Source organism: Streptomyces sp. SudanB182_2057, assembly GCF_964272715.1.
In the GTDB taxonomy this organism is placed as follows: domain Bacteria; phylum Actinomycetota; class Actinomycetes; order Streptomycetales; family Streptomycetaceae; genus Streptomyces; species Streptomyces rubradiris.
In genome coordinates, this window is record NZ_OZ186798.1 from 7320580 (window position 1) to 7342750 (window position 22171).

Annotated in this window: 23 protein-coding genes; 15 read left to right on the top strand and 8 right to left on the bottom strand. The window is 72.4% G+C overall.

Going from position 1 to position 22171, the window contains the following annotated elements; all coding sequences use genetic code 11:
* The first annotated feature begins 3 nt into the window (after nucleotides 1-3).
* Together ACSURM_RS32635 and ACSURM_RS32640 are read left to right on the top strand one after the other, a co-directional pair.
* The gene (locus ACSURM_RS32635) at nucleotides 4-327 is read left to right on the top strand and encodes a DUF2795 domain-containing protein (protein ID WP_436959376.1); all 324 of its coding nucleotides are present in this window, start codon (nucleotides 4-6) and stop codon (nucleotides 325-327) included.
* 367 nt (nucleotides 328-694) lie between these two features.
* Nucleotides 695-1093, top strand: a complete 399-nt coding sequence (locus ACSURM_RS32640; RefSeq protein WP_436959378.1) for an SseB family protein — start codon at nucleotides 695-697, stop codon at nucleotides 1091-1093.
* A 72-nt stretch (nucleotides 1094-1165) separates the two neighbouring features.
* On the opposite strand, the gene ACSURM_RS32645 is transcribed toward ACSURM_RS32640, so the two are convergent.
* From ACSURM_RS32645 to ACSURM_RS32660, 4 genes are all read right to left on the bottom strand, one after another.
* Complete coding sequence (locus tag ACSURM_RS32645) at nucleotides 1166-1564, bottom strand: MarR family winged helix-turn-helix transcriptional regulator (protein ID WP_436959379.1); 399 nt, start codon at nucleotides 1562-1564, stop codon at nucleotides 1166-1168.
* A 73-nt stretch (nucleotides 1565-1637) separates the two neighbouring features.
* A complete protein-coding gene (locus ACSURM_RS32650) occupies nucleotides 1638-1988 on the bottom strand; it encodes a VOC family protein (protein ID WP_436959380.1) in 351 nt (116 codons plus the stop codon).
* Between the two features lie 183 nt (nucleotides 1989-2171).
* Entirely contained in the window at nucleotides 2172-4481 is a 2310-nt protein-coding gene (locus ACSURM_RS32655) for an FtsX-like permease family protein (RefSeq protein WP_436959382.1), read from the bottom strand.
* Nucleotides 4478-5185, bottom strand: a complete 708-nt coding sequence (locus ACSURM_RS32660; protein ID WP_436959384.1) for an ABC transporter ATP-binding protein — start codon at nucleotides 5183-5185, stop codon at nucleotides 4478-4480. The genes ACSURM_RS32655 and ACSURM_RS32660 overlap by 4 nt, the downstream gene beginning before the upstream one ends.
* 140 nt (nucleotides 5186-5325) lie before the next feature.
* Between ACSURM_RS32660 and ACSURM_RS32665 the strand changes: the two genes are divergently transcribed.
* Both ACSURM_RS32665 and ACSURM_RS32670 read left to right on the top strand, forming a co-directional pair.
* Nucleotides 5326-6195 (top strand): sensor histidine kinase, encoded by an 870-nt coding sequence (locus tag ACSURM_RS32665; protein ID WP_436959386.1) that lies wholly within the window; start codon nucleotides 5326-5328, stop codon nucleotides 6193-6195.
* Nucleotides 6192-6875: a response regulator gene (locus ACSURM_RS32670; protein ID WP_436959387.1), complete on the top strand. Its 684-nt coding sequence runs from the start codon at nucleotides 6192-6194 to the stop codon at nucleotides 6873-6875. The genes ACSURM_RS32665 and ACSURM_RS32670 overlap by 4 nt, the downstream gene beginning before the upstream one ends.
* A gap of 95 nt (nucleotides 6876-6970) precedes the next feature.
* On the opposite strand, the gene ACSURM_RS32675 is transcribed toward ACSURM_RS32670, so the two are convergent.
* The 4 genes from ACSURM_RS32675 to ACSURM_RS32690 are packed head-to-tail and all read right to left on the bottom strand — an operon-like array spanning nucleotide 6971 to nucleotide 11152.
* On the bottom strand, nucleotides 6971-8002 hold the full coding sequence (locus tag ACSURM_RS32675; protein WP_436959389.1) for a LacI family DNA-binding transcriptional regulator: 1032 nt from the start codon (nucleotides 8000-8002) through the stop codon (nucleotides 6971-6973).
* Nucleotides 7999-8904 (bottom strand): carbohydrate ABC transporter permease, encoded by a 906-nt coding sequence (locus ACSURM_RS32680; RefSeq protein WP_436959391.1) that lies wholly within the window; start codon nucleotides 8902-8904, stop codon nucleotides 7999-8001. The genes ACSURM_RS32675 and ACSURM_RS32680 overlap by 4 nt, the downstream gene beginning before the upstream one ends.
* Entirely contained in the window at nucleotides 8901-9839 is a 939-nt protein-coding gene (locus tag ACSURM_RS32685; RefSeq protein WP_436959393.1) for a carbohydrate ABC transporter permease, read from the bottom strand. Before ACSURM_RS32685 ends, ACSURM_RS32680 begins: the two co-directional genes overlap by 4 nt.
* Nucleotides 9836-11152, bottom strand: coding sequence for a sugar ABC transporter substrate-binding protein (locus ACSURM_RS32690; RefSeq protein ID WP_436959395.1), 1317 nt, complete (start codon nucleotides 11150-11152; stop codon nucleotides 9836-9838). The genes ACSURM_RS32685 and ACSURM_RS32690 overlap by 4 nt, the downstream gene beginning before the upstream one ends.
* Nucleotides 11153-11388: 236 nt before the next feature.
* On the opposite strand from ACSURM_RS32690, the gene ACSURM_RS32695 reads away from it, so the two are divergent.
* From ACSURM_RS32695 to ACSURM_RS32745, 11 genes are all read left to right on the top strand, one after another.
* Complete coding sequence (locus ACSURM_RS32695; protein ID WP_436959397.1) at nucleotides 11389-13410, top strand: beta-galactosidase; 2022 nt, start codon at nucleotides 11389-11391, stop codon at nucleotides 13408-13410.
* Nucleotides 13411-13520: 110 nt separating this feature from the next.
* Nucleotides 13521-15083, top strand: coding sequence for a glycoside hydrolase family 53 protein (locus ACSURM_RS32700; protein WP_436959399.1), 1563 nt, complete (start codon nucleotides 13521-13523; stop codon nucleotides 15081-15083).
* Between the two features lie 215 nt (nucleotides 15084-15298).
* Nucleotides 15299-15598 carry an ArsR family transcriptional regulator gene (locus tag ACSURM_RS32705; protein WP_436959401.1) on the top strand — a complete coding sequence of 100 codons (300 nt, stop codon included), beginning with the start codon at nucleotides 15299-15301 and terminating at the stop codon, nucleotides 15596-15598.
* Nucleotides 15599-15647: 49 nt separating this feature from the next.
* Nucleotides 15648-16607: an SMP-30/gluconolactonase/LRE family protein gene (locus ACSURM_RS32710; RefSeq protein ID WP_436959403.1), complete on the top strand. Its 960-nt coding sequence runs from the start codon at nucleotides 15648-15650 to the stop codon at nucleotides 16605-16607.
* 68 nt (nucleotides 16608-16675) lie between these two features.
* On the top strand, nucleotides 16676-17137 hold the full coding sequence (crcB, locus tag ACSURM_RS32715) for a fluoride efflux transporter CrcB (protein ID WP_436959405.1): 462 nt from the start codon (nucleotides 16676-16678) through the stop codon (nucleotides 17135-17137).
* Nucleotides 17134-17514, top strand: a complete 381-nt coding sequence (locus ACSURM_RS32720) for a DUF190 domain-containing protein (RefSeq protein ID WP_436959407.1) — start codon at nucleotides 17134-17136, stop codon at nucleotides 17512-17514. Before crcB (ACSURM_RS32715) ends, ACSURM_RS32720 begins: the two co-directional genes overlap by 4 nt.
* Complete coding sequence (crcB, locus tag ACSURM_RS32725; RefSeq protein WP_359046945.1) at nucleotides 17511-17885, top strand: fluoride efflux transporter CrcB; 375 nt, start codon at nucleotides 17511-17513, stop codon at nucleotides 17883-17885. The genes ACSURM_RS32720 and crcB (ACSURM_RS32725) overlap by 4 nt, the downstream gene beginning before the upstream one ends.
* Nucleotides 17886-17961: 76 nt before the next feature.
* Entirely contained in the window at nucleotides 17962-18798 is an 837-nt protein-coding gene (locus tag ACSURM_RS32730) for an undecaprenyl-diphosphate phosphatase (protein WP_436959409.1), read from the top strand.
* Nucleotides 18799-18916: 118 nt separating this feature from the next.
* A complete protein-coding gene (locus ACSURM_RS32735) occupies nucleotides 18917-19651 on the top strand; it encodes a FadR/GntR family transcriptional regulator (RefSeq protein WP_436959411.1) in 735 nt (244 codons plus the stop codon).
* Nucleotides 19648-21087: an amino acid permease gene (locus ACSURM_RS32740; RefSeq protein WP_436959413.1), complete on the top strand. Its 1440-nt coding sequence runs from the start codon at nucleotides 19648-19650 to the stop codon at nucleotides 21085-21087. The genes ACSURM_RS32735 and ACSURM_RS32740 overlap by 4 nt, the downstream gene beginning before the upstream one ends.
* 41 nt (nucleotides 21088-21128) lie before the next feature.
* Entirely contained in the window at nucleotides 21129-22145 is a 1017-nt protein-coding gene (locus tag ACSURM_RS32745; RefSeq protein ID WP_436959415.1) for an asparaginase, read from the top strand.
* Nucleotides 22146-22171: the final 26 nt, after the last annotated feature.

Below are 22171 nucleotides of genomic sequence, written 5' to 3' on the forward strand. Positions count from 1 at the left end.
GTCATGAGCACGGCACACACCAGCGTCCCGGAGGTGCTGGACGCGCTGAAGGACGTGACCTACCCGGCCGGCAAGGAACAGCTGGTCTCGGCCGCCCGGCAGGCCGGGGCCACGGAGGAGGTCGTCAAGGCCCTGCGTGGCATGCCCGCCGAGGAATACGCCGGCCGGGCCGAGGTCGCGAGGTCGGTCCGGGTGGACCCGGATTCCGATCTCGGGCTCGACGCCGGCCGGCGGGCCGGACAGGCGCGGCACGGCGGCAAGCCGGGCCTCTCCCAGCACCTGCGGGAAGAGCCGAAGAACCCCATCCAGGAGGAGTTCGACCGCTGAGCCGGCCAAGAGGGCGGCCGCACGTCCCGTGCGGCCGCCCTCAGTCGCGCAGGCCCGCGAGGAAGCCGCTCAGCGCCCTGGCGACCGCCTCCGGAGCCTCCTGCGGCAGCAGATGCCCGCCCGGAACAGTGGTCTGCGTCGCGTGCGGAGCACAGACCCGGTCCAGGGCGTGCGGTCCATGTCAGGAGCCCACTCCGCCCGGCATCCCATGTCCTGGGGACCCACCATTCCGGCATTCCATGTGTCATGGATCCACATGTGCCGCGTACGCATGCCCCGCACCCCACCGGGTACGCGAGGCGGGAGCACGCCCGGGGCGCCGAGCCGTCCCGGCAGCCCGTACGACCGCCGAACCTGGGGACCAGCCATGGAGACACCCGCACACGCCGACCCGCCCACGCCGGCCCAGAAGGCGCTGGACGCGCTGACCGAGAACGCCGAGGACCAGGCCGCCCTGGACACCCTCGCCAGCAGTGACGTACTCGTCCCGGTGCCGGACGACGCGCTGGACGGAGAGGGCGCCGATGCCACGACGGTGGCCCTGCCCGTCCTGGAACAGCCCGGCGGCGACGCGGTCGTCCCGGTGTTCACCACGGAGGGCGAGATGGCCGATCTGCTGCCCTTCGTCTCGCGCTACCGTCTGATCCCGCTCGGCGCGCTCGCCGCGCAGTGGCCCGACGAGAACCTGTCCCTCGCCATCGACGGCAGCTCCTCCCACGCCCTGACGCTCACGTCACAGGGAGTGCGCACGCTGCTGGCCCGCTGAGCGCGGAACCGCGGACACCTTGCGCGGGCGCCGCCGGGGCACCGCCCCCGGCGGCGCCCGCGGTCGTGCCGCCTAGAGTTCCTGCCCGGCCAGCATGCGCCGCAGCACCGCCCGGTGGAGCGGCAGTACCTCGGCGTGCAGGGCCCGGCCCTTGGGGGTGAGCGCGACCCACACCCCGCGCCGGTCCTCCGCGCACACCGAGCGTTCCACCAGGCCGTCCTTCTCCAGCCGGCCGATCAGCCGGGACAGCGCGCTCTGGCTGAGGTGGACCTGGCCGACCAGGTTCTGCACCCGGCACTGCTCACCCTGCTCGGGCGGCTCCGTGACCAGCAGGTCCAGCACCTCGAAGTCGCTGGCGCCGAGCCCGTACGGGTGCAGGACGCGGTCGATCTCGCACATCGTGCGCGCGTGTACGGCGAGGATGTCCCGCCAGCGTTCCTCCAGCCGGGTCTCGACCGTTTCGACTGCCATAACCGCACGGTAGCACCGCCCCGGCCACTCGTTGAGTGTGCAACCAGCGCCGGGGCGGGCGGTCGCTCCGCGCTCAGGCCGACGGGTCCTGGAGCAGCCCCAGGTGGTTGCCGTCGGGGTCCTTCACGAAGGCGATCAACCGGCCGCCGCCAACCTCCTGCGCGTCCTGGAGCAGCTCGGCGCCCGCCGCCAGCAGCGCCGCGAGCCGCTCCCGCAGATCCGTCACGTGCCAGTACGGCACCGGCCCGGTCATGCCCTTGGCGTGCCCGCTCGGGTCCAGCCCGACGTCCTGGCCGGCGGCCTTGTAGCCCACGTAGAACGGCTCGTCCGCGTACGGCTCCACGCCCAGCAGCGCACCGAACAGGGCCTTGGCGCGGTCCAGGTCCTTCACCGGGTAGATGATCGTCTGCATGCCTGCGGCCATGATGCTCGCTCCTTCGCACAGCGGTGCCCCGGCTTCCCGGGCCGGGGCACCGACGGGGTTCCTCGTCGATGCCCCCACGCTAGGACGGGAGAGCCCACCACGGCTTCTCCGATCCTGACCGGTTGCCGTACCGTCCGCCGGGCCTCGCCGTGCGGCGGCGCCCGTCCCGGCCGGTCGCGGCGTTCACTCGTTGCGCAGCACCTCGGCGACGGTGAGCCGGGCCGCCCGGCGCGCGGGCACCAGCGCGCCCACGACGGCGATCACCACCCCGGCGAGCGCGAGGACGGCCAGCAGAGGCGGATGCCAGACCGCCGTCATGGAGCCGGGCAGCGTGATGTCCAGCCCGGCCGCCATGCGCGGCACCACCACCCGGTGGGCGGCGATGCCCAGCGGGACCCCCAGCAGCGACCCCAGCACGCCGAGCACCGCCATCGACGTCACCGTCATCACCGTCACCTGGCGCGGAGTCATCCCGATCGACTTCAGCATGCCGAGGTCACGGCGCCGGTCGTGGGTGTTGAGCACGGCGGTGTTGAAGACACCGAGGGAGGCGACCAGGGCCAGCATCAGGGTCAGCGCGGTCGCGGAGCCGACAATGGTCCCGGCGACGCTGTTCGCACCGTTCGGCTGGACGGACAGCCCCCGGTCGGCGGCCCGGACCGCACGGGCGTACGCCTCCCGGTCCACGCCGTCGCCCAGCTTCACGTGATAGGCGATGGGCCGCACCGCCGGCATCAGCGCGGTGACCGTCGGCCAGTCGCCGATGACCAGCCGGTCGTCGGTGTCCAGCGTCTCGCCCACGACGGTCACCCGCTCCTCGCGGCCGTCCTTGCGCAGCCGCAACCGGTCCCCGATCCGCACCCCGTTGCGGCGCAGGAACGGCGACCCGGCCACCACCTCGCCCGTCCGGCTCATCCAACGGCCCTTCACGAGCGGGGTGTCCAGGGACCGGCCGCCGCGCCGCCCCTCGAACATCACCACGTTCGTACTGCCCACGAGGAGCACCTCGTCGTCCGACCGAGCCGTGACATGCCGCGCCCCCGGCAACGAGCCCAGCAGCGCCTGGAGTTCGCGGTCGCCGCGGACCGGACGCACCTCCTTGCCGTGCCGGTACGTCCCCACGTAGACGGTGACGTCATAGGTGCGGTCACCGCCGTCCCCGAAGCTGCTCAGCGTCGCCGCGAGGCCGGTCGCGAAGGTCACCGTCGTCACCCCGAGGACCACGGCGGCCAGCGTGAGCCCGCTGCGCGCGGGCCGGGCGAACGGGAGCCCGGCGCCGAGGCTCACCGAGCGGGGCAGCCGGGTCCCCGCCAGGCGCCGCTGAAGACCGAGCGCCCGTCCGGCCCGGGGCGCGCTGCCCGCGCTGATGGCCCGCGCTGCCGGCAGCCGCCGCGCCCGCACCGACGGGCCGAGCGCGGCGAGCACACAGACCAGGGGCATGCCGAGCAGGGCCACCAGGTTCACCCAGAGCGGGATCCCGAGGCTGTCGTGCAGCACTCCCGAGGCCGGCCCGGAGAACACGAAGTCCAGGAACGGCTCCGCCAGCAGATTGCCGGCCACGGTGCCGAGCCCACAGCCCAGGACCGCCGGGACGGAGATCATCGTCAGGTAGACACCCAGCACCTGCCCCGGGGTGAAGCCCAGCGCCTTCAGGATGCCGATGTGCCGGAACCCGGAGACCACGGCCCCGCCGACCACATTCGCGACGATCAGCACCGCCACCAGGATGCCGAGCACCCCGAACGCCATCAGATACGGCGCGTACGCGCGCGCGTTGCCGCCGATCCGGTGCTTGAGCGCCAGATACGTCTGCGACCCGGCGAGCGAGCCCGGCGGCAACTCCCGCGTCACCTCGGCCAGTCCGGAGCGCAGTCCCCGCTCCGTCGCCGCGTCCCGGAACCGGAACAGCATCTGCCGCCCGGACGGACGCAGCGCTTCGATCTGCTCCGGGGCGACCCAGGCGTCCGCCGTGTGACTCAGGTCGAAGGCGAACCCGACGACGGTGAGCCGCGGGCCGGACGGCACCTGGAACTCCTTGCCGAGGTCGTCGGCGGTCCAGTCGCGCTGCCGGTTCAGAATCATCTCGCCCGGCCGGGTGGGCCAGCGGCCCGCCCACAGATCCACCCGGTCCACCGGCCCGCCGGGGCCGGGGCGGCCCACCACCGTGATCTCACCGCCGAGCCCGAAGTCCGCCGCACCCCGCGGAACACTGACCGTCGCCCGCGCGAACGGCCCCGCCACCGCCTCCACCCCGGGCCGCCGTGCCGCGCGCGCCAGCCGGGCGTCCGACACCTTGCCGCTGTCGAAGGCGGCCACGACGTGCGGTCCGTGCAACTCCTCGAAGGCGCGGTCGAACGGCGCCGACGCCGCGTCGACCAGCCCCAGCGCCACCACCGTCGACCCCGTCGACACCAGGGTGACCAGCCAGATCACCAGCGTCTGCACCCGCCGCCGGCGCACGGCCGCCCGCGCGGCCCGCCATACCGCCCTCACGCGGACGGCTCCAGGGCGTGCCCGCCGGTCACCCGGCCGTCGGCCAGCAGCACCAGACGGCTCGCGCAACGCTGCGCGAGCCGCTCGTCGTGGGTGACGACGACCAGGGTCTGGCCGATCTGGTTCAGGTCGATCAGCAGGTCCATCACCTGCTCCCCGGCCCGGCTGTCCAGCGCGCCGGTCGGCTCGTCGGCCAGCAGCAGCGCGGGCCGGTTCATCAACGCCCGCGCCACCGCGACCCGTTGCCGCTCACCGCCGCTGAGCACCGCCGGATACGCGTTGCGCCGGTCCGCGATCCCCAGCTCCTCGAACAGCTCCAGCGCCCGCCGCCGGGCCTGCCGGGCCGGCGTCCCCGTCAACTGGGCCGCCAGCGCGACGTTGTCCAGCGCCGACAGGTCGTCGACGAGGTTGAAGAACTGGAAGATCATCCCGATCCGGCGCCGCCGGTACAGCGCCAGCCCCTTCTCGCCCAACTTCCCGACGTCCTCGCCGTGTACGACGATCCGCCCGGCAGACGGCCGGTCCAGCCCGGCGATCATATTGAGCAGCGTGGACTTGCCGCACCCCGAGGGGCCCATCACCGCGACCGCCTCACCGGCCCGGATCTCCAGCGACACCCCGTCGAGCGCGACCGTCTCGCCGTACTCCTTGCGCACCCCGTCGAGCCGTATGACGGCGTCTTCCGTTCTCACCTCGGTGACCATGGGCAGGACGCTAGACGCGGGCCGGGCCCCCGGGCATCCCTCCCCGGATGGCACTCGGCCGCGGGACTCATCCCGTGGATGCAGTGGGCTGGATCCCCAGGTCGATGCGGATGTCAGTGGTGTCTGCGACAGTGGTGGCCATGGGGGAGGACGAGGTGCTGACAGCGGCGCTCGCGGTGGCGTGCGCGGCAGTGCTGGGGCTGGCCGTGGCGCTGGCACGCACCCGGCGCCGCTGGCGGGCGGCGGTCGGCGAGCGGGGCTGGTTGCTGGAGCGGGAACGGGAGAACGCCACCGAGGCCGCCATCGCGGCCGAACGCGACCGGATCGCCAGGGAGTTGCACGACATCGTCAGCCACAACGTCAGCCTGATGGTCGTCCAGGCGAGCGCCGCCCGCGAGGTGCTCGGCACCATGCCGGACGAGGCGGCCACCGCGCTGCGCGCCGTGGAGGACGCGGGGCGGGGCGCGCTGACCGAGCTGAGACACCTGCTGGGCCTGCTGGCGCCCGCACCGGACGGCACGGACGGCGACCCGGGACCGGGGGCGCGGGCGGTCGGCGCGCCGCTCGCCCCGCAGCCCGGCCTGGACCGGCTCGGCCCGCTGGTGGACCGGATATCGTTCGCCGGGCTGCCCGTGGAGGTCCACGTCTCGGGCGAGCCGTGCCCGCTGCCGCAGGGCGTCGACGTGACCGCCTACCGCATCATCCAGGAGGCCCTGACCAACGCGCTCCGGCACGGCGACGGCGGCACCGCCCGGGTGACCGTGCGCTACGCCGGTCACGCCCTGCGCGTCGAGATCCTCAGCACCGGCCCCAGCGTGCTCACCGGCACCGCGACGCCCGCCACCGGCGGCAGCCCGCCTCCCGCCCCGCGGCCGCACGGCGAGGGCACCGGACGCGGCCTGCTCGGCCTGCGGGAACGGGTCGCCGTCCACGGCGGGGAGCTGGACGCCCGGCGCAGACTCGGCGGCGGCTTCCGGGTGCGCGCCCGCATACCCCTGGACCGGCCGTGACCCCGGACGCGCCCGAGCGGGCGCCCAGTGTCCTGATCGCCGACGACCAGACGCTGATCCGCACCGGCTTCCGGCTGATCCTCACCGCCCGGGGCATCGAGGTGGCGGGCGAGGCCGCCGACGGGGCCGAGGCGGTCGCCGCGGCCCGTGAACTCAGGCCCGACGTCGTCCTCATGGACATCCGCATGCCGGTCATGGACGGACTGGAGGCCACCCGGCGCGTCCTGGCCGAGACACCCGGCTGCCGGGTGCTCATGCTGACCACCTTCGACCTGGACCGGTACGTGTACGCGGCGCTGTCCCTCGGGGCCAGCGGCTTCCTGCTCAAGGACGTCACCCCGGAGCACCTGGCGGCGGCCGTACGGCTCGTCGGCACCGGCGACGCCCTGCTGGCCCCGCAGATCACCCGGCGCCTGGTGGAGCGGTACGCGGCCGAGGCCGGCCGGACGGCCGCGGACGTCCCCGCCGATCTGGCCGCGCTCACCCCGCGCGAGCGGGAGGTGCTCACCCTGATGGGCCGGGGACTGTCCAACACCGAACTGGCCGCCGAACTGACCCTCAGCGAGGCCACGGTGAAATCCCACGTGGCCCGCGTCTTCGCCAAACTCGGCCTGCGTGACCGCGCCCAGGCGGTGGTCGTCGCGTACGAGACGGGCCTGGTGAGACCGGGCGGACGGTGACGAAGGGGCGCGAGGAGCCGCGCGGCCGGCCACGGCGGAGCAGCGGCCGCCCGTCGACGGAACCCGGCACTTCCCCGGGGCCGTCGGCCCGCCGCTCACGCGGACTCGCGCCGCACCAGCTCCGTCGGCAGGATCACCGCCGCCGGCTCCTCGCCGCCCAGCTGGGCGAGCAGCACCCGCACCATCTCGGTGCTGATCCGGTCCCACGGCTGCCGGATGGTGGTGAGCGCCGGAGTGGCGGCGGTCGCCGCCGGGGAGTCGTCGAAACCGCCCACGGCGATGTCCTCCGGCACCCGCTTCCCGGCCCGGTGCAGGGCCGCCAGCACGCCCTGAGCCATCAGGTCGGAGGCGACGAACACGGCGTCCATGTCCGGCGCCCGCTCCAGCAGCTGCTCCGCGCCCGCCTCACCGCTCGCCCGGCTGTAGTCACCGGAGACGACGAGCCGCTCGTCGGCCGGAAGGCCCGCCTCGGCTAGCACCTCCCGGTACCCGGCGAGCCGTTCCACCCCGCCCGGGGTGTCCGGCGGACCGGTGACCACGCCGATCCGGCGCCGCCCCAGCGACAGCAGGTGCCGCACCATGTCCCGGGCGCCGTCCCGGTCGTCGGCGGCGACGTAACTCACCTTCGAACCCAGGCCGATCGGCTTGCCGCAGGCGACCAGCGGCACCCCCGCCGCGCGCAGCTCCTCGGCGACCGGGTCGCCGGAGTGACTGGACACCAGCAGCACCCCGTCGACGTGCCCGGCGGTGATGTACCGCGTGATCCGCCGCCGTTCGTCCCGCGTGCCCGCCAGCATCAGCAGCAGCGGGATGTCGTGCGCGGCCAGCGCCTGGGTGCAGCCGCGCAGCAGGACGTTGAAGTTCGGGTCCTCGAAGAACCGCTCCTGCGGCTCGGTCAGCAGGAAGCCGACCGAGTCCGAACGCCCCGTTATCAGCGAACGGGCGTGCCGGTTCACGACGTACCCGGTCCTGCGGATTGCGGCGTTGACCGCCTCCTGGGCGGCGGGGCTCACATAGTGCCCGCCGTTGAGCACCCGCGAGACGGTGCCGCGCGAGACCCCCGCCTCGCGCGCCACGTCGTGGATCGTCGGTGCCCTGCGCCGGCCCCCCGTGTTGCTCATGGTCATGACTTTACGGCCCCGGACAGCAGGTCCAGGCTCCAGAACCGCTGGATGACCAGGAACAGCGCGATCAGCGGAAGCACCGCGAGGAACGCTCCGGTGATCACCAGCGTGTACAGCGCGGGTGTGTTCGCCCCCTGCTCCAGCAGCGTGTGAAGGCCCAGCGTCAGCGGGAACTTCTCGTCGTCGCTGAGCATGATGTACGGCAGCAGGAAGTTGTTCCAGACCGCGACGAACTGGAACAGGAACACCGTCACCATGCCGGGGATCATCATCGGCAGTGCGATCCGGGTGAAGATCCGCCACTCGCTCGCCCCGTCCATCCGCCCGGCCTCCACCACGTCGGCCGGCACGGCTGCGGCCGCGTAGATCCGGGCCAGGTAGACCCCGTACGGGGAGAGGATCTGCGGCAGCAGCACGGACAGGTAGGAGTCCGTGAGGTCGGCCTTCGCCAGCAGCAGGTACTGCGGGATGGCGAGGATCACCGGCGGCATCAGCACGCCCGCGAGCAGGACGTTGAACACCGTCTCGCGGCCCCGGAAGCGGTACGTGGCGAGCGCGTAGCCGCTGAACGCCGACACGGCGGTGGACAGCAGGGCGCCCAGAACGGCGTACAGCGCGGAGTTGCCCATCCACGTCCAGTAGACCCCGCCCCGGTAGGCGTCGAGGTCCCTGATGTTGTCGGCGAAGCCGGTGCCGGGCAGGAAGGTGAACGTGGAGAACAGCTCCTGCCCGGACTTGGTCGACGCGATCACCACCCAGGCGACCGGCAGCAGGGTGTAGACCGCGCCGAGCAGCAGCGTGACCGTCGGCAGCAACGCGATCCGGCGCCGCAGCGGAGGGCGCCGGGCCGTACCCGGGGAGGTGCCGGCGGCCGGGGCCGCCTCGTGGACGGCGAGAGCACTCATCGCGCCCCTCCTTGACTGACGTCCTGCTTGTCGCGGCGGTTGGAGGCCCGCAGGAACCCGAACGACAGCAGCAGCGTGACCACGGCGATCAGCGTGGCCTCGGCCGCCGCCGAGTACATGTCGTTGCGGCCGAAGGCGTCCTGGTACACCTTCATCAGCGGACTCCAGGTCGTGTTGACCGAGTTGGTGAGCGGCTTCAGGGTCATCGGCTCGCTGAACACCTGGAGCGTCGCGATGATCGAGAAGAAGAAGGTCAGCACCAGCGAGGGCGCCACCATCGGGATCTTGATCCGCAGCGCGATCTGCAGCGGGGTGGCGCCGTCCAGCCGTGCCGCCTCGTACACCTCGGCCGGGATCGACCTGAGCGAGGTGTAGATCACGATCATGTTGAAGCCGGTGCCGCCCCAGACCGCGATGTTCGACAGGGCGAGGTAGAGCGGACCGCCGTCCAGCAGGTCCGGCTGCGGCAGGCCCAGCTTGTCGAGCACGAAGTAGAACGGGCTGACGTCCGGCAGGTACAGGAAGCCCCACAGCAGCGCGGCCACCACGCCGGGGATGGCGTACGGCAGGAAGATCGCGAGCCGGGTGAACGGGGCCAGCCGCACCTTCTCGGAGTCCAGCATCAGCGCGAACAGCAGGGCGAGGCCGAGCATCACCGGGACGACGACGCAGCCGTAGCCCAGCACGCGCAGCGCGCCGTGCAGCAACTCGCTGTCCTGGAAGGCCGCGCGGTAGTTCTCGAAGCCGGCCCAGACCTCCCGCCGGGCGCCCGAGCCCAGGCCGAGCCCGGAGACGCGCACCTTGCGGAAGCTGAGCCACACCGCGTAGCCGATGGGCAGCGCGAAGAAGAGGGCGAACAGGATCGTGGCGGGGAGGAGGAAGGTGTAGGGGGCCGCCTTGACCCCGTACCCCCTCCGGCTGGTCGGGCTGCTCACCGGGAAACCCCGAAGCCCTGCTTCTCCATGTCGGCGACCGTGTCGTCCTGCATCTTCCTCAGGGCGGCGGCGAAGTCCGACTTGTTCTTGGCGGCGGCGCCGAACGCGTCCTTGAAGGACGTGTAGGCCACGTTCACGTTCGGGCCCCAGGCGGCGGGCGCGGTGGTCTTCGCTATGCCGGCGGCCTTGGTGTAGAAGTCCGGCTGGTTGGAGAAGTACGCCGGCGGGTTGGAGAAGGCGCCGCTGAGCTGGGCGGAGGTGGACGCCGGGTAGATGCCGCCCTCCTTCGCCAGCGCGTTCAGGGCGTCGTGGTCGGTGTTCAGCCAGACCGCGAATTCGGCGGCGGCCTCCTGGTGCGCGGAGTCGGTGGTGACGGCCGTGGAGGAGCCGCCCCAGCTGCCGGTGACGTCCTGTTCCGCCGACCACTGGGGGAGCGGGGCCATGGCCCACTTGCCCTTGGTGTCCGGCGCCGCCGTGGTCAGCGTGCCGGGCGCCCACACGGCGCTGATCCAGGCGATCTGCTTGCCCGTGTTCAAGGCCTTGTTCCAGGACGGGGTGTACATCGGCTGGTTGTCGATGGCGCCCTCCTCGACCAGACCGCCCCAGAACTCGGCGACCTTCCGGGTGGCGGCGTCGTCGATGCCGACCTTCCACTTGTCGCCGGAGGTGCTCCACCACTTGGCGCCGGCCTGCTGGGCGAGGCCCGCGAAGAGACCGGAGTCGTTGGCGGAGAAGGTGGTCAGGTCCTTGCCGGGGGCCTTCTTCTTCAGCTCGCGGGCGGTCTCGGCGAACTGCTCCCAGGTGGTGGGGACCTTGAGGCCGTACTCCTTGAACAGGTCCTCGCGGTAGTAGAACATCATCGGGCCGATGTCCTGCGGCACCGCGTAGACGGCGTCCGTGCCGAGCGTGGTCTGCTGCCAGACACCCTCGGCGAACTTCTCCTTGACGTCCTCGACGTCGTCCGACACATCGGCCAGGGCGTCGTTGCTGACCAGGGTCGGCAGTGCCTGGTACTCGGCCTGCACCAGGTCGGGGGCCTTCTTCGCCTTGTGCGCGGTGAGGATCTTGGTGACCAGCGTGTCGCCGGACGCCTGCTTCTTCACCGTGACGGTGATCCGCTCCTTCTTCCCCGGCCCCTTGTTCCACAGGTCGACGACCTTGTCCATGCCGGGTGTCCAGGTCCAGTACGTCAGCGACACGGGACCCGACTCGGCCTTGCTGTCGTCCCCGGACCCGCAGGCGGCGAGGGCGGTGGCGCCGAGCGACACGGCGACGGCGGATGTCACGAGGCGACGGCGCTTCGTGTGCGGCATGGTTTCTCCCCTGACCCGGGCCCCCGCCCGCTGCGGGGACCTGTCGTGCGGTTGTGCACGCTCACATGACCCGGGCGCCCGCCTGCCGGGAACCCCTGCCATGCTTCTGTGAGCGTTCACAGTAGAGAAACATCCCGGACACTTGTCAATGGTTGTTGCTGTGCGGTTATGTTGGGCCCGCACCGCAGCGGCTGTGTGTGCACGTTCCCATCTGATCGATTTTCCGGGAGAGATCCATGCCGGACACCGCCCCCAGGGGTCTTACGCGGCTCGCCTTCGGCGGGGACTACAACCCCGAGCAGTGGCCGGAATCCGTCTGGCGGGAGGACGTCCGGCTGATGCGGGAGGCCGGCGTCACGATGGTGAGCGTCGGCATCTTCTCCTGGGCCCTGCTCGAACCGGCGCCGGGGGAGTACGACTTCGGCTGGCTCGACCGGGTCCTCGGCCTGCTGCACGAGGGCGGCATCCGCGTCGACCTGGGCACGCCCACGGTGGTGCCGCCCGTCTGGTTCTACCGGGCCCACCCCGAGGCCCTGCCGGTCACCGCCGACGGCGTGCGCTACGAATTCGGCTCGCGCGGGGCGATCTGCCACAGCAACGCCGACTACCGCGCCGCCGCCGCGAACATCACCACCCGGCTCGCCGAGCGCTACGCCGACCACCCCGCGCTCGCGATGTGGCACGTCCACAACGAGTACGGCGTCCCCGTCTCCGCCTGCTACTGCGACTCCTGCGCGGCCCGTTTCCGCCGCTGGCTCGCGGACACCTACGGCAGCGTGGACGCGGTCAACGAGGCCTGGGGAACGGCCTTCTGGGGCCAGCGCTACACGGACCTCGCGCAGATCAACCCGCCCCGGACCACCCCCACCGTCGGCAATCCGGGCCAGGCCCTCGACTACAAGCGGTTCGCCGACGCCCTCATCCGGGAGAACTTCCGCGCCGAGCGCGACATCCTGCACCGCCTCTCACCCGGCGTCCCGGTCACCACCAACTTCATGACCGCCCTCAGCCAGTGCGACTCCATGGACTACTGGGCCTGGGGCCGCGAGGTCGACCTCGTCACCAACGACCACTACCTGATCACCGACGGCCGCCGTACCCACGTCAACCTCGCGATGGCCGCCGACCTCACCCGCTCGGTCGCCGGCGGCGCCCCCTGGCTGCTGCTGGAGCACTCCACCTCGGGCGTCAACTGGCAGGCCCGCAACCCCGCCAAGGCGCCCGGGCAGATGGCCCGCAACTCCCTCGCCCATGTCGCCCGCGGCTCCGAGGGCGCGATGTTCTTCCAGTGGCGCCAGTCCCGGCGCGGCGCCGAGAAGTTCCACTCCGCGATGGTCCCGCACGGCGGCACCGACACCCGGGTCTGGCGCGAGGTCGTCGAACTCGGCGCGTCGGTGGAGGCGTTGAGCGAGATCCGGGGCACCCGTACCGAGGCCGACGCGGCCATGCTGTGGGACTGGCAGTCCTGGTGGGCGCAAGGACTCGACTGGCGGCCCAGCGAGGACCACGACGCGCGCGAGCGCGCCGACTCCTTCTACGAGGCCCTCTACGACCGCCACCTCACCGTCGACTTCGCCCACCCGGAAGCCGACCTGTCCGCCTACCCCCTGGTCGTGGTGCCGGCCCTGTACCTGATGACCGAGGCCGCCGGGCGTAACCTCCGCTCTTACGTCGAGAACGGCGGCACGCTCGTGGTGTCGTACTTCTCCGGGATCGTGGACGAGCACGACGCCGTCCACGAAGGCGCCAGTCCGGGCGCGCTGCGCGATGTCCTCGGACTGACCGTGGAGGAGTTCTCGCCGCTGCTGAAGGACCAGCGGGTGCGGCTGACCGGCCCGGACGGGCCCGGGCCCGACGGTGACGTGTGGACGGAGTTCGTCGTCCCGCGCGGCGCCGAGACCGTGTGGCGGTACGCCGACGGACTCACCGCGGGCCACCCGGCCGTCACCCGGCACCGGCTCGGCCGGGGCACCGCCTGGTACGTGTCCACCCGCCTCGGCACCCAGGGCCTGGACGCGCTCCTCGGCCGGGCGGCCGACGACGCCGGACTGGCCCCGCGCGCCGAACTGCCCCGCGACGTCGAGGTCGTGCGCCGCAGCGGCGAGTCGGGCACCTTCCTCTTCGTCATCAACCACACCGCCGGCGACACCAAGGTGCCGCTGGCCTCGCCCGGCACCGAGCTGCTGACGGGCGAACGCGCCGCGGGCCGCCTGGCGGTCCCGGCGGGAGCCGTCCGGGTCGTGCGACTCGACGGCTGAGCCGACTCCCCTCCGCCCGCGTGAGCCGTGGGAGCCGCGGGCGGAGGGGGCCTCCTGAGGCCCCTCACGGGAGGAGCCTCTCCCCAGTTACGTCGAAGGGACGACGGACGATGAAGTTCCATCCCAGACGCACCATCACCGCCCTGCTGCCGCCGCTCGCGGCCGGGCTCGCCCTCACCGCCCTGCCCGCCCAGAGCGCCCAGGCCGCGAGCACGCTGACCAACGGCGGCTTCGAGTCCGACGGCACGGGCGCGGCGGTGCCCGCCGGCTGGTCCGAGTACGGCGACACCGGCGCCTCCTACAGCGAGGCCGGCGGCCACAGCGGGAGCCACCGCCTCAGCCACTACTCGGCCTCCGCCTACAAGGCGGAGACCTACCAGTACCTGTCCGGGCTGGCCAACGGGAACTACAAGCTGACCGCGTGGGTGCGGTCCAGCGGCGGGCAGAAGGCCGCGTACATAGCGCTCAAGAATTGCGGGGGCGCCGAACAGCGCACCGATCTGCCGGTCTCGTCCAGTGGATGGATCCGGATCGTCACGCCGGTCAATGTGACCAACAACCAGTGCACCATCAGCATCAACAGTGACGCGAACGCGGGCAACTGGATCAATGTTGACGATGTGACCTTCACAGCCGGCACCACGGGCACCTCCATCCACGGCGCCGACATCTCCTCCCTCGCCAAGAGCGAGGCCAAGGGCGGCGTCTACCGGACGAGTTCGGGCAGCGCCGGTGACGCCCTGCCCCTCCTCAAGTCGTACGGCATGAACTACGCGCGCCTGAAGGTGTGGGTGAACCCCGCCGACGGCTTCAACGACAAGGCGCACGTCCTGGCCATGGCCAAGCGCGTCAAGGCACAGGGCATGAAGCTGCTGGTCGACTTCCACTACTCGGACACCTGGGCCGACCCGGGCGCCCAGAAGAAACCGGCCGCATGGGCGGGCCATACGTACAGTCAACTGAAGACCGACGTGTACAACCACACGTACGACGTGTTGAACGCCTTGAAGGCTCAAGGCACCACCGCCGACATGGTCCAGGTGGGCAATGAGATCAATGGCGGCATGCTGTGGTCCGAGGGATCAACGGACAACTGGACCCAGCTCGCCGGGTTGATCAACTCCGGCTACAGCGCCGTCAAGGCGGTCAACCCGTCCACCTCCGTCGCACTGCACCTCGCCAAGGGCGGGGACAAGGCCGGCACCGAATGGTGGTTCGACAACGCGGTGGCCAACGGCGTCAAGTTCGACGCGATCGGCCTGTCCTACTACGGCTACTGGCACGGCGCGCTCTCCGACTTCCAGACCACCCTGGACGACGCGGCCGCCCGCTACGGCAAGCCTGTGTTCGTCGCCGAGACGGCCTACCCCTTCCGTCTCGACAGCGACGACGCGCTCACCAACCAGATCGACACCACCGGCGAACTCGTCCCCGGCTACCCGGCGACCGCGGCCGGCCAGACCAAGTGGCTGAACGACGTGACGAGCATCGTGGAGGCCGTCCCGAACGGCCGCGGTCTCGGCGTCTTCTACTGGGAGGCCACCTGGACCGCCGTCCCCGGCAACGGCTGGGACCCGGCGGACCCGGGCTCCGGCAACGGCTGGGAGAACCAGGCCCTCTTCGGTTACGACGACAGGGCACTCTCCTCCATGACATGGTTCGGCCACCGCTGACATGACGTGGTTCGGCCACCGCCGAGCCCTCCGGACGGGGCCCGGTCGCCGCGCGGCGACCGGGCCCGCGCCACGGGCCTGGGGCGTTACACCGACCCCCGGGAACAGGGCCGTTCCTTACCGGACAACGGCCGCCGAGTCCCGGACGCGGCGGCGTCGCCCGGGCCACAGTGGGAACACTGCGTACGAGGAGGCCGGGGACGGGAGGCGGACGGATGACGGTGACTTCCCCGGGGATCCCCACGGGCCGGATACGGCAGACCATCCTGGAGTGGCTCAAGGACCCGGCGGCCCACTTCCCGGCCGGGCACCGCCGTGACCTCGCCGCCACGGGCGTCACCGCGCGGGCCGTCGCCGCCAAGCTGGGCCTGCCCCCGCGGACCGTCCGAGCCCACCTGGACTTCCTCGCCCGCCTCGGCGTCCTGCGCACCCGCCGGATCCGCTGCCGCACCCACTACCGGCGCGACGAGGTCCGCATCGCCGAGGTGGCCCGGATCTTCGAGAAGGGCTGGTGACGTGTTCTCATCGTCCTGGGCGGACGTCAGCGGGCGTGAGGTGACGCCCATGGACCGGCCCGCGGAACTCGTGCCCCTGCACTACGTCTCCCTGGGCGCGCGCGGCCCCGAGGACGTCGTCGCCGACCCGCACGGGCGCGTGCTGACCGGAGTGGCCGACGGGCGCATCCTCCGCGTCCACCACCTCGGTGACCCGCGCACCGCCCGCACCGAGGAGCTGGCCCGCACCGGCGGCCGTCCCCTCGGGCTGGAGCTCCTCCTGGACGGCGACCTGGTGGTCTGCGACGCCGAACGCGGCCTGCTGCGGGTGGGCACGGAGGACGGCACCGTCCGCGTCCTCGCGGACTCGGTGGCGGGGGAGCGGCTCCGCTTCTGCAGCAACGCCGTCGCCCTGCCCGACGGCACCCTGTACTTCACCGTCTCCAGCCGCCGTCACCCCCTGGACCGGTGGATCGGCGACATCGTCGAGCAGACCGGCACCGGACGCCTGCTGCGGCTGCCCCCGGAGGGCGGAGAGCCCGAGGTCCTGCTGGAGGGGCTCCGGTTCGCCAACGGTCTCGCCGTCGCGGCCGACGGCTCCTTCCTGGTGCTCGCCGAGACCGGCGCCCGCCGCCTCGTCCGCTACCGGCTCACCGGCCCCCGCGCCGGTCACGCCGAACCCTTCGCCGACCTGCCCGGCATGCCGGACAACCTCTGGCGCGAGGGCCCCGACGGCCCGGTCTGGGTCGCCCTGGCCAGTCCCCGGGTCCCCGCGCTCGACCTGCTGCACCGCGCTCCGCGGGCCGTCCGCCGCGCCGCCGCCCGGGCCGCCGTACGCCTGCCGTACCGTCCGAGCGGGACCGCCGGCGTCGTCGCCGTGGACGACGAGGGGCGCGTCGTCCACCACCTCACCCGCCGCCGGTCCGGCTTCCGCATGGTCACCAGCGTCTGCGCCACCGGTGGCCACCTGGTGCTGGGCAGTCTCTGGGAGCCCGGAGTGGCGGTCTGCGCCCGGCCTGCCGTCCCCTGACCCGGCGGTACGCTGGGTTCCGGCCTTGATCGCCCGACGGGGCAGGGCCGAAAGAGGAGACGTAACGGATGACAGCCCCGGAGACACGGACCCGCGGCTCCCGCCCCGCACCATCCCGGCGGTCCGAGTGGCGTGCGCAGGCGCCCGTCGTCGCGGTCGTGGCGGCCGGCGGCGCGCTCGGCGCGACGGCCCGCTACGCCCTCACGCTGGCCTGGCCCACACCCCCCGGCGGCTTCCCCTGGGCGACCTTCTGGACGAATGTCTCCGGCTGCGCCGCCATGGGTGTCCTTATGGTGCTCGTCACCGACGTGTGGGCCGCCCACCGCCTGCTGCGGCCGTTCCTCGGCACCGGCGTGCTCGGCGGCTACACCACCTTCTCCACCTACGCGGTCGACATCCGCGGGCTGGCCGACGCCGGCCGCCCCGGCCCGGCACTCGCCTATCTGGCCGCGACGCTGTGCGCGGCCCTGGCCGCGGTGTGGCTGGCCTCGGCCGCCGCCCGCCGGATCTTCGCCGGAAGACGGCGATGACCCCCCACACCAGCCGCGCTCTCCGGTTGACCGTCCACGTCGGCGAGAACGCCACCTGGCACCACCGGCCCCTCTACTCCGAGATCGTGCGCCGCGCGCACGCCGCCGGACTCGCCGGTGCCAGCGTCTTCCGGGGCATCGAGGGCTACGGCGCCTCCTCCCGCATCCACACCTCCCGGCTGCTGTCCCTGAGCGAGGACCTGCCGGTCGCGGTGGTCGTGGTGGACACCGAGGAGCGGATCCGGGCCTTCCTGCCCCGGCTCGGCGAACTGGCCGGCGAGGGCCTGGTGACCCTGGACACGTGCGAGGTCGTCCGGTGGACAGGGGCCTGTGACGGCCCGGACGAAACGGACCCGGAGGGTGAGAAGTCGTTGTGAACTGGCTGCTGGTCGTCGCGGGCGCCATGGTCGGCGCGCCCCTGCGCTACCTCACCGACCGCGCCGTGCAGGCCCGGCACGACTCGCTCTTCCCCTGGGGCACCTTCGTGGTGAACGTCGTCGGCTGCCTGGTCCTCGGCCTGGTCACGGGCGCCGCCTCCGCCGGGGCCGCCGGGCCCCACCTGCGGCTCCTGCTGGGCACCGGGCTGTGCGGCGCGCTGACGACGTACTCGACCTTCTCCTACGAGACCCTCCGGCTGACCGAGGCCGGCTCCGGCCTCTACGCTGCCGGGAACGTCGTGGCGAGTGTGGCGGCGGGGCTCGCCGCGGCTTTCACCGGAGTCTCACTCGCCGGTCTCCTGTGGGCCTGAGCGTGTGCCGCGCGGCCCGGAACAGTGAGTACCGTCCACAGCACTGTCGATCCACCCCTCCCCAGAACGGGATCCCATGAGCGCCATCTCCGTCGGTCAGGCCGTCGTCCTCGGAGTAGTCGAGGGGGTGACCGAGTTCCTCCCGGTGTCCTCCACCGGACACCTCAAGATCGCCGAAGGGCTCATGGACATCCCCGTCGACGACTCCTCCGTCGTCGGGTTCTCCGCCGTCATCCAGGTCGGCGCCATCGCCGCCGTCCTCGTGTACTTCTTCAAGGACATCCGGCGGATCGTCACCGCCTGGTTCCGTGGCCTGGCCGACCGTGAGGAGCGCTACCACCACGACTACAAGTTCGCCTGGTGGGTGATCGCCGCGACCATCCCGATCGTGCTGGTGGGCCTCGCCGCCAAGCCGCTGATCGACGGCCCGCTCGCCTCCCTGTGGGTGGTCGCCGGCTCGCTGATCCTCGGCTCCGGCGTGATGTGGGCCGCCGACCAGATGGGCCGGCACAAGCGCGGCGAGGACGACACCTCCTTCAAGGACGCGATGTGGGTCGGCTGCTCGCAGATCCTCGCCCTGCTCTTCCCGGGCTTCTCGCGCTCCGGCGCCACCATGTCCACCGCGCTCATCCTGGACCTGGACCGCGTCGCCGCCACCCGGCTGTCCTTCTTCCTCGGCATCCCCGCCCTGACCGGCGCCGGCCTGTACGAGCTGAAGGACGCCCTCGGCGCGGGGGTCGGCGCCGCCCCGCTCGCCGTCGGCACGGTCGTGTCGTTCGCCGTCGCCTACGCCTCCATCTCCTGGCTGCTGAAGTTCGTCGCCAAGCACTCCTTCAACGCCTTCGTGCTCTACCGGATCGTCGTCGGCGTGCTCCTGCTCGGCCTGCTCGCCACCGGCACGCTCGGCAGCTGAACCGCCGCCGCGGTTCTGCCACGGGGTGCGGATGCCTGTATTCAGGCGCCGCACCCCGTGAATCGTTTCTTGCCGCACGCCTTGACAGCGTCCGCCCGCACCCCGCAGGATCGCACCCGTGAACCTGTCAGACAGCCAGACAGGTGGTCTCGTCCCCCGGCGCGTCAGCGCCATGGAAGCGGTACTCGACCACCTCCGCGGCGCCATCGAGAGCGGCCGGTACGCCGTCGGCGACAAGCTCCCTTCCGAGGCCGAGCTGTGCCGCACCCTCGAGGTGTCCCGGCCCGTGCTCCGCGAGGCGCTGCGCGCGCTGCAGACCATGGGCCTGACGGTCTCCCGCACCGGCAAGGGCACCTTCGTGGTCGCGAACACCGTCGAGGACCCCACCTTCGGCGACTACGCGGCCAGCGACCTGCTGGAGGTGCGCCGCCACATCGAGATCCCGGTCGCCGGCTACGCGGCCGTGCGCCGCACCCCGGAGAACCTGGACCACCTGGCCCACCTGCTCGACCGCATGGAGCGGGAGACGGACACCACCGCCTGGGTCGCGATGGACACCCTCTTCCACCTCGCCGTGGCCGAGGCCGCCCAGAACCCGGTCTTCCGCCGGGTCATCGAGGAGATCCGCGACGCACTGGCGCGTCAGTCGGCCTTCCTCAACGAGCTGGGCGGGCGCCGCGAGCAGTCCAACCGCGAGCACCGGGCGATCGTCGAGGCGCTGGTCGACGGCAGCGAACACGACGCCGTCCAGGCCATGAGCCACCACCTCGACCGCGTCGAGACGACCCTCACCGACATCGTCCGCCCGCAGCGGGCGAACCCCCTCACGGAAGAAGGCGGACCCGCGGCGTGAGCGAACAGCACCTCGAAGACGGGACGCGCCCCACCACCGGCCACGTCGACGCCGGAGACGCCGGTTACAGCAAGGGCCTGAAGCACCGGCACGTCAACATGATCGCCATCGGCGGCGCCATCGGCACCGGCCTCTTCCTCGGCGCGGGCGGCCGGCTCGCCGACGCCGGGCCCTCCCTCTTCATCGCGTACGCCGTCTGCGGCGCCTTCGCCTTCCTGGTGGTCCGCGCCCTCGGCGAACTCGTGCTCTACCGCCCGTCCTCCGGCGCCTTCGTCTCGTACGCCCGGGAGTTCCTGGGCGAGAAGGGCGCCTACACCGCGGGCTGGATGTACTTCCTCAACTGGGCGACGACCGGCATCGCCGACATCACGGCGGTCGCCACCTACACCCACTACTGGGGAATGTTCTCCGACATCCCGCAATGGTTGATCGCATTGATCGCCCTCGCGGTCGTGTTGACCGTCAATCTGATATCGGTCAAGATCTTCGGCGAACTGGAGTTCTGGTTCGCGATCGTCAAGGTCGGCGCGCTGCTCGTGTTCATGTGCATCGGCATCTACCTGCTGGTCACCCAGCACCCGGTCGACGGCCACCACCCCGGCCCCGCCCTGATCACCGGCAACGGCGGCGTCTTCCCGCACGGCCTGCTGCCCATGCTGCTGATCATCCAGGGCGTCGTCTTCGCCTACGCCTCCGTCGAGCTGGTCGGCGTCGCCGCCGGCGAGACCGAGAACCCCGAGAAGATCATGCCGAAGGCGATCAACTCGATCATGTGGCGGGTGGGCGTCTTCTACGTCGGCTCGGTCGTCCTGCTGTCGATGCTCCTCCCGTGGAACGCGTACTCCGCCGGCGAGAGCCCCTTCGTCACCGTCCTGTCGAACATCGGTGTCCCGGCGGCCGGCGGCGTGATGAACCTGGTCGTCCTGACCGCGGCCCTGTCGTCGCTGAACTCCGGCCTGTACTCCACCGGCCGCATCCTGCGCTCCATGGCGATGAGCGGCTCCGCCCCCGCCTTCACCTCCCGGATGAGCCGCAGCCAGGTCCCCTACGGCGGCATCCTGCTCACCAGCGGGATCTGCGTCCTCGGCGTCGGCCTGAACTACGTGGTCCCCGCCGAGGCGTTCGAGATCGTCCTCAACTTCGCGGCGATCGGCATCCTCGCCACCTGGGCCATGATCATGGTCTGTCACCTGCTCTTCTGGCGGAAGACGCGGCAGGGCGACCTGACCCGGCCGGCCTACCGGCTGCCGGGATCCCCCTGGACCGAACTCGTGACGCTGGCGTTCCTCGCCGCCGTCGTGGTCCTCATGTACGCCGACGGCGGCGCCGGACGCACCACCGTGCTCTGTCTGCCGCTGATCGTCGCGGCGCTGGTCGCGGGCTGGTACGCCGTCCGCGCCCGGGTGACCCGCACCTCCACCGGCGCCGGCGCGTGACCCGCGTGCCGGCCGACCCCGACCCCTTGATACAGGCAGTGATGTACAGCAGTTCCCCCGCCGACGCCCCCCTCGTCCGCGAACCCCTCCACGCCCCCGTCGCCCACCTCGTACGCGGCGGGGTCGTCGAGGGCATCCACTACGGATCCGTCGTCGTCCTCGGCACCGACGGCCGGGTGCGCTTCCAGCTCGGCGACATCGAGGCGGCCTTCTACCCGCGCTCGGCCGTCAAGCCCGTCCAGGCCGTGGCCATGCTGCGGGCCGGGCTGCCGCTCGACGGCGAACTGCTGTCGCTGGCCGCCGCCAGCCACTCCGGCGAGGAGCGGCACCTGGCCGGCACCCGGCGCATCCTGGAACTCGCCGGTCTCGCCGAGGACGACCTGCGCAACGTGCCCGACATGCCGTTCGACCCGGTCGTCCGGGACGCCTGGGTGCGGGAGGGCCGCATGCCCTCGCGGCTCGCCCAGAACTGCTCCGGCAAGCACGCCGCCATGCTGTGGACCGCCAAGCTCAACGGCTGGTCCCTGGACGACTACCTGGACCCGGCGCACCCGCTCCAGCGGACGATCGCCGCCACCGTCGAGGATTTGACCGGCCAGCCGGCCGCCCGGGTCACCGTGGACGGCTGCGGCGCCCCGCTGTTCGCCATCTCCCTGCACGGCCTCGCCCGCGCCCTCGCCCGGATCACCACGGCCGCCCCCGGCACCCCCGAGGCCCGGGTCGCCGACGCGATGCGCGAGCACGCCGAGATGGCCTCCGGCTCCGGCCGGGACGTGGCCGCGCTCATGCGGGCCGTGCCCGGACTGCTCGCCAAGGACGGCTTCGAGGGCGTCCAGGTCGCGGCGCTGCCCGACGGCAGGGCCGTCGCCGTGAAGATCGCCGACGGGGCGAACCGGGCGCGGATCCCCGTCGCCGCGGCGGCGCTCGCCCGCGCCGGCGTCGACCCCGCGCTGCTCACCGAGTTCGCGGGGGAGCCGCTGCTCGGCGGCGGAGAGCCGGTGGGAAGCGTGCGCCCCGCCCCCGCCCTGGCCCCCGCCCCGGCCGCCGCCCGCGCTTAGTCCCGCCGGACCCCGTACCCCCAGAA

Coding starts and splice junctions, on each gene's coding strand:
- ACSURM_RS32635 (WP_436959376.1), top strand. CDS start 4: ATGAGCACGGCACACACCAGCGTCCCGGAGGTGCTGGACGCGCTGAAG.
- ACSURM_RS32640 (WP_436959378.1), top strand. CDS start 695: ATGGAGACACCCGCACACGCCGACCCGCCCACGCCGGCCCAGAAGGCG.
- ACSURM_RS32645 (WP_436959379.1), bottom strand. CDS start 1,564: ATGGCAGTCGAAACGGTCGAGACCCGGCTGGAGGAACGCTGGCGGGAC.
- ACSURM_RS32650 (WP_436959380.1), bottom strand. CDS start 1,988: ATGGCCGCAGGCATGCAGACGATCATCTACCCGGTGAAGGACCTGGAC.
- ACSURM_RS32660 (WP_436959384.1), bottom strand. CDS start 5,185: ATGGTCACCGAGGTGAGAACGGAAGACGCCGTCATACGGCTCGACGGG.
- ACSURM_RS32665 (WP_436959386.1), top strand. CDS start 5,326: ATGGGGGAGGACGAGGTGCTGACAGCGGCGCTCGCGGTGGCGTGCGCG.
- ACSURM_RS32675 (WP_436959389.1), bottom strand. CDS start 8,002: ATGACCATGAGCAACACGGGGGGCCGGCGCAGGGCACCGACGATCCAC.
- ACSURM_RS32680 (WP_436959391.1), bottom strand. CDS start 8,904: ATGAGTGCTCTCGCCGTCCACGAGGCGGCCCCGGCCGCCGGCACCTCC.
- ACSURM_RS32690 (WP_436959395.1), bottom strand. CDS start 11,152: ATGCCGCACACGAAGCGCCGTCGCCTCGTGACATCCGCCGTCGCCGTG.
- ACSURM_RS32695 (WP_436959397.1), top strand. CDS start 11,389: ATGCCGGACACCGCCCCCAGGGGTCTTACGCGGCTCGCCTTCGGCGGG.
- ACSURM_RS32700 (WP_436959399.1), top strand. CDS start 13,521: ATGAAGTTCCATCCCAGACGCACCATCACCGCCCTGCTGCCGCCGCTC.
- ACSURM_RS32705 (WP_436959401.1), top strand. CDS start 15,299: ATGACGGTGACTTCCCCGGGGATCCCCACGGGCCGGATACGGCAGACC.
- ACSURM_RS32710 (WP_436959403.1), top strand. CDS start 15,648: ATGGACCGGCCCGCGGAACTCGTGCCCCTGCACTACGTCTCCCTGGGC.
- crcB (WP_436959405.1), top strand. CDS start 16,676: ATGACAGCCCCGGAGACACGGACCCGCGGCTCCCGCCCCGCACCATCC.
- ACSURM_RS32720 (WP_436959407.1), top strand. CDS start 17,134: ATGACCCCCCACACCAGCCGCGCTCTCCGGTTGACCGTCCACGTCGGC.
- ACSURM_RS32730 (WP_436959409.1), top strand. CDS start 17,962: ATGAGCGCCATCTCCGTCGGTCAGGCCGTCGTCCTCGGAGTAGTCGAG.
- ACSURM_RS32745 (WP_436959415.1), top strand. CDS start 21,129: ATGTACAGCAGTTCCCCCGCCGACGCCCCCCTCGTCCGCGAACCCCTC.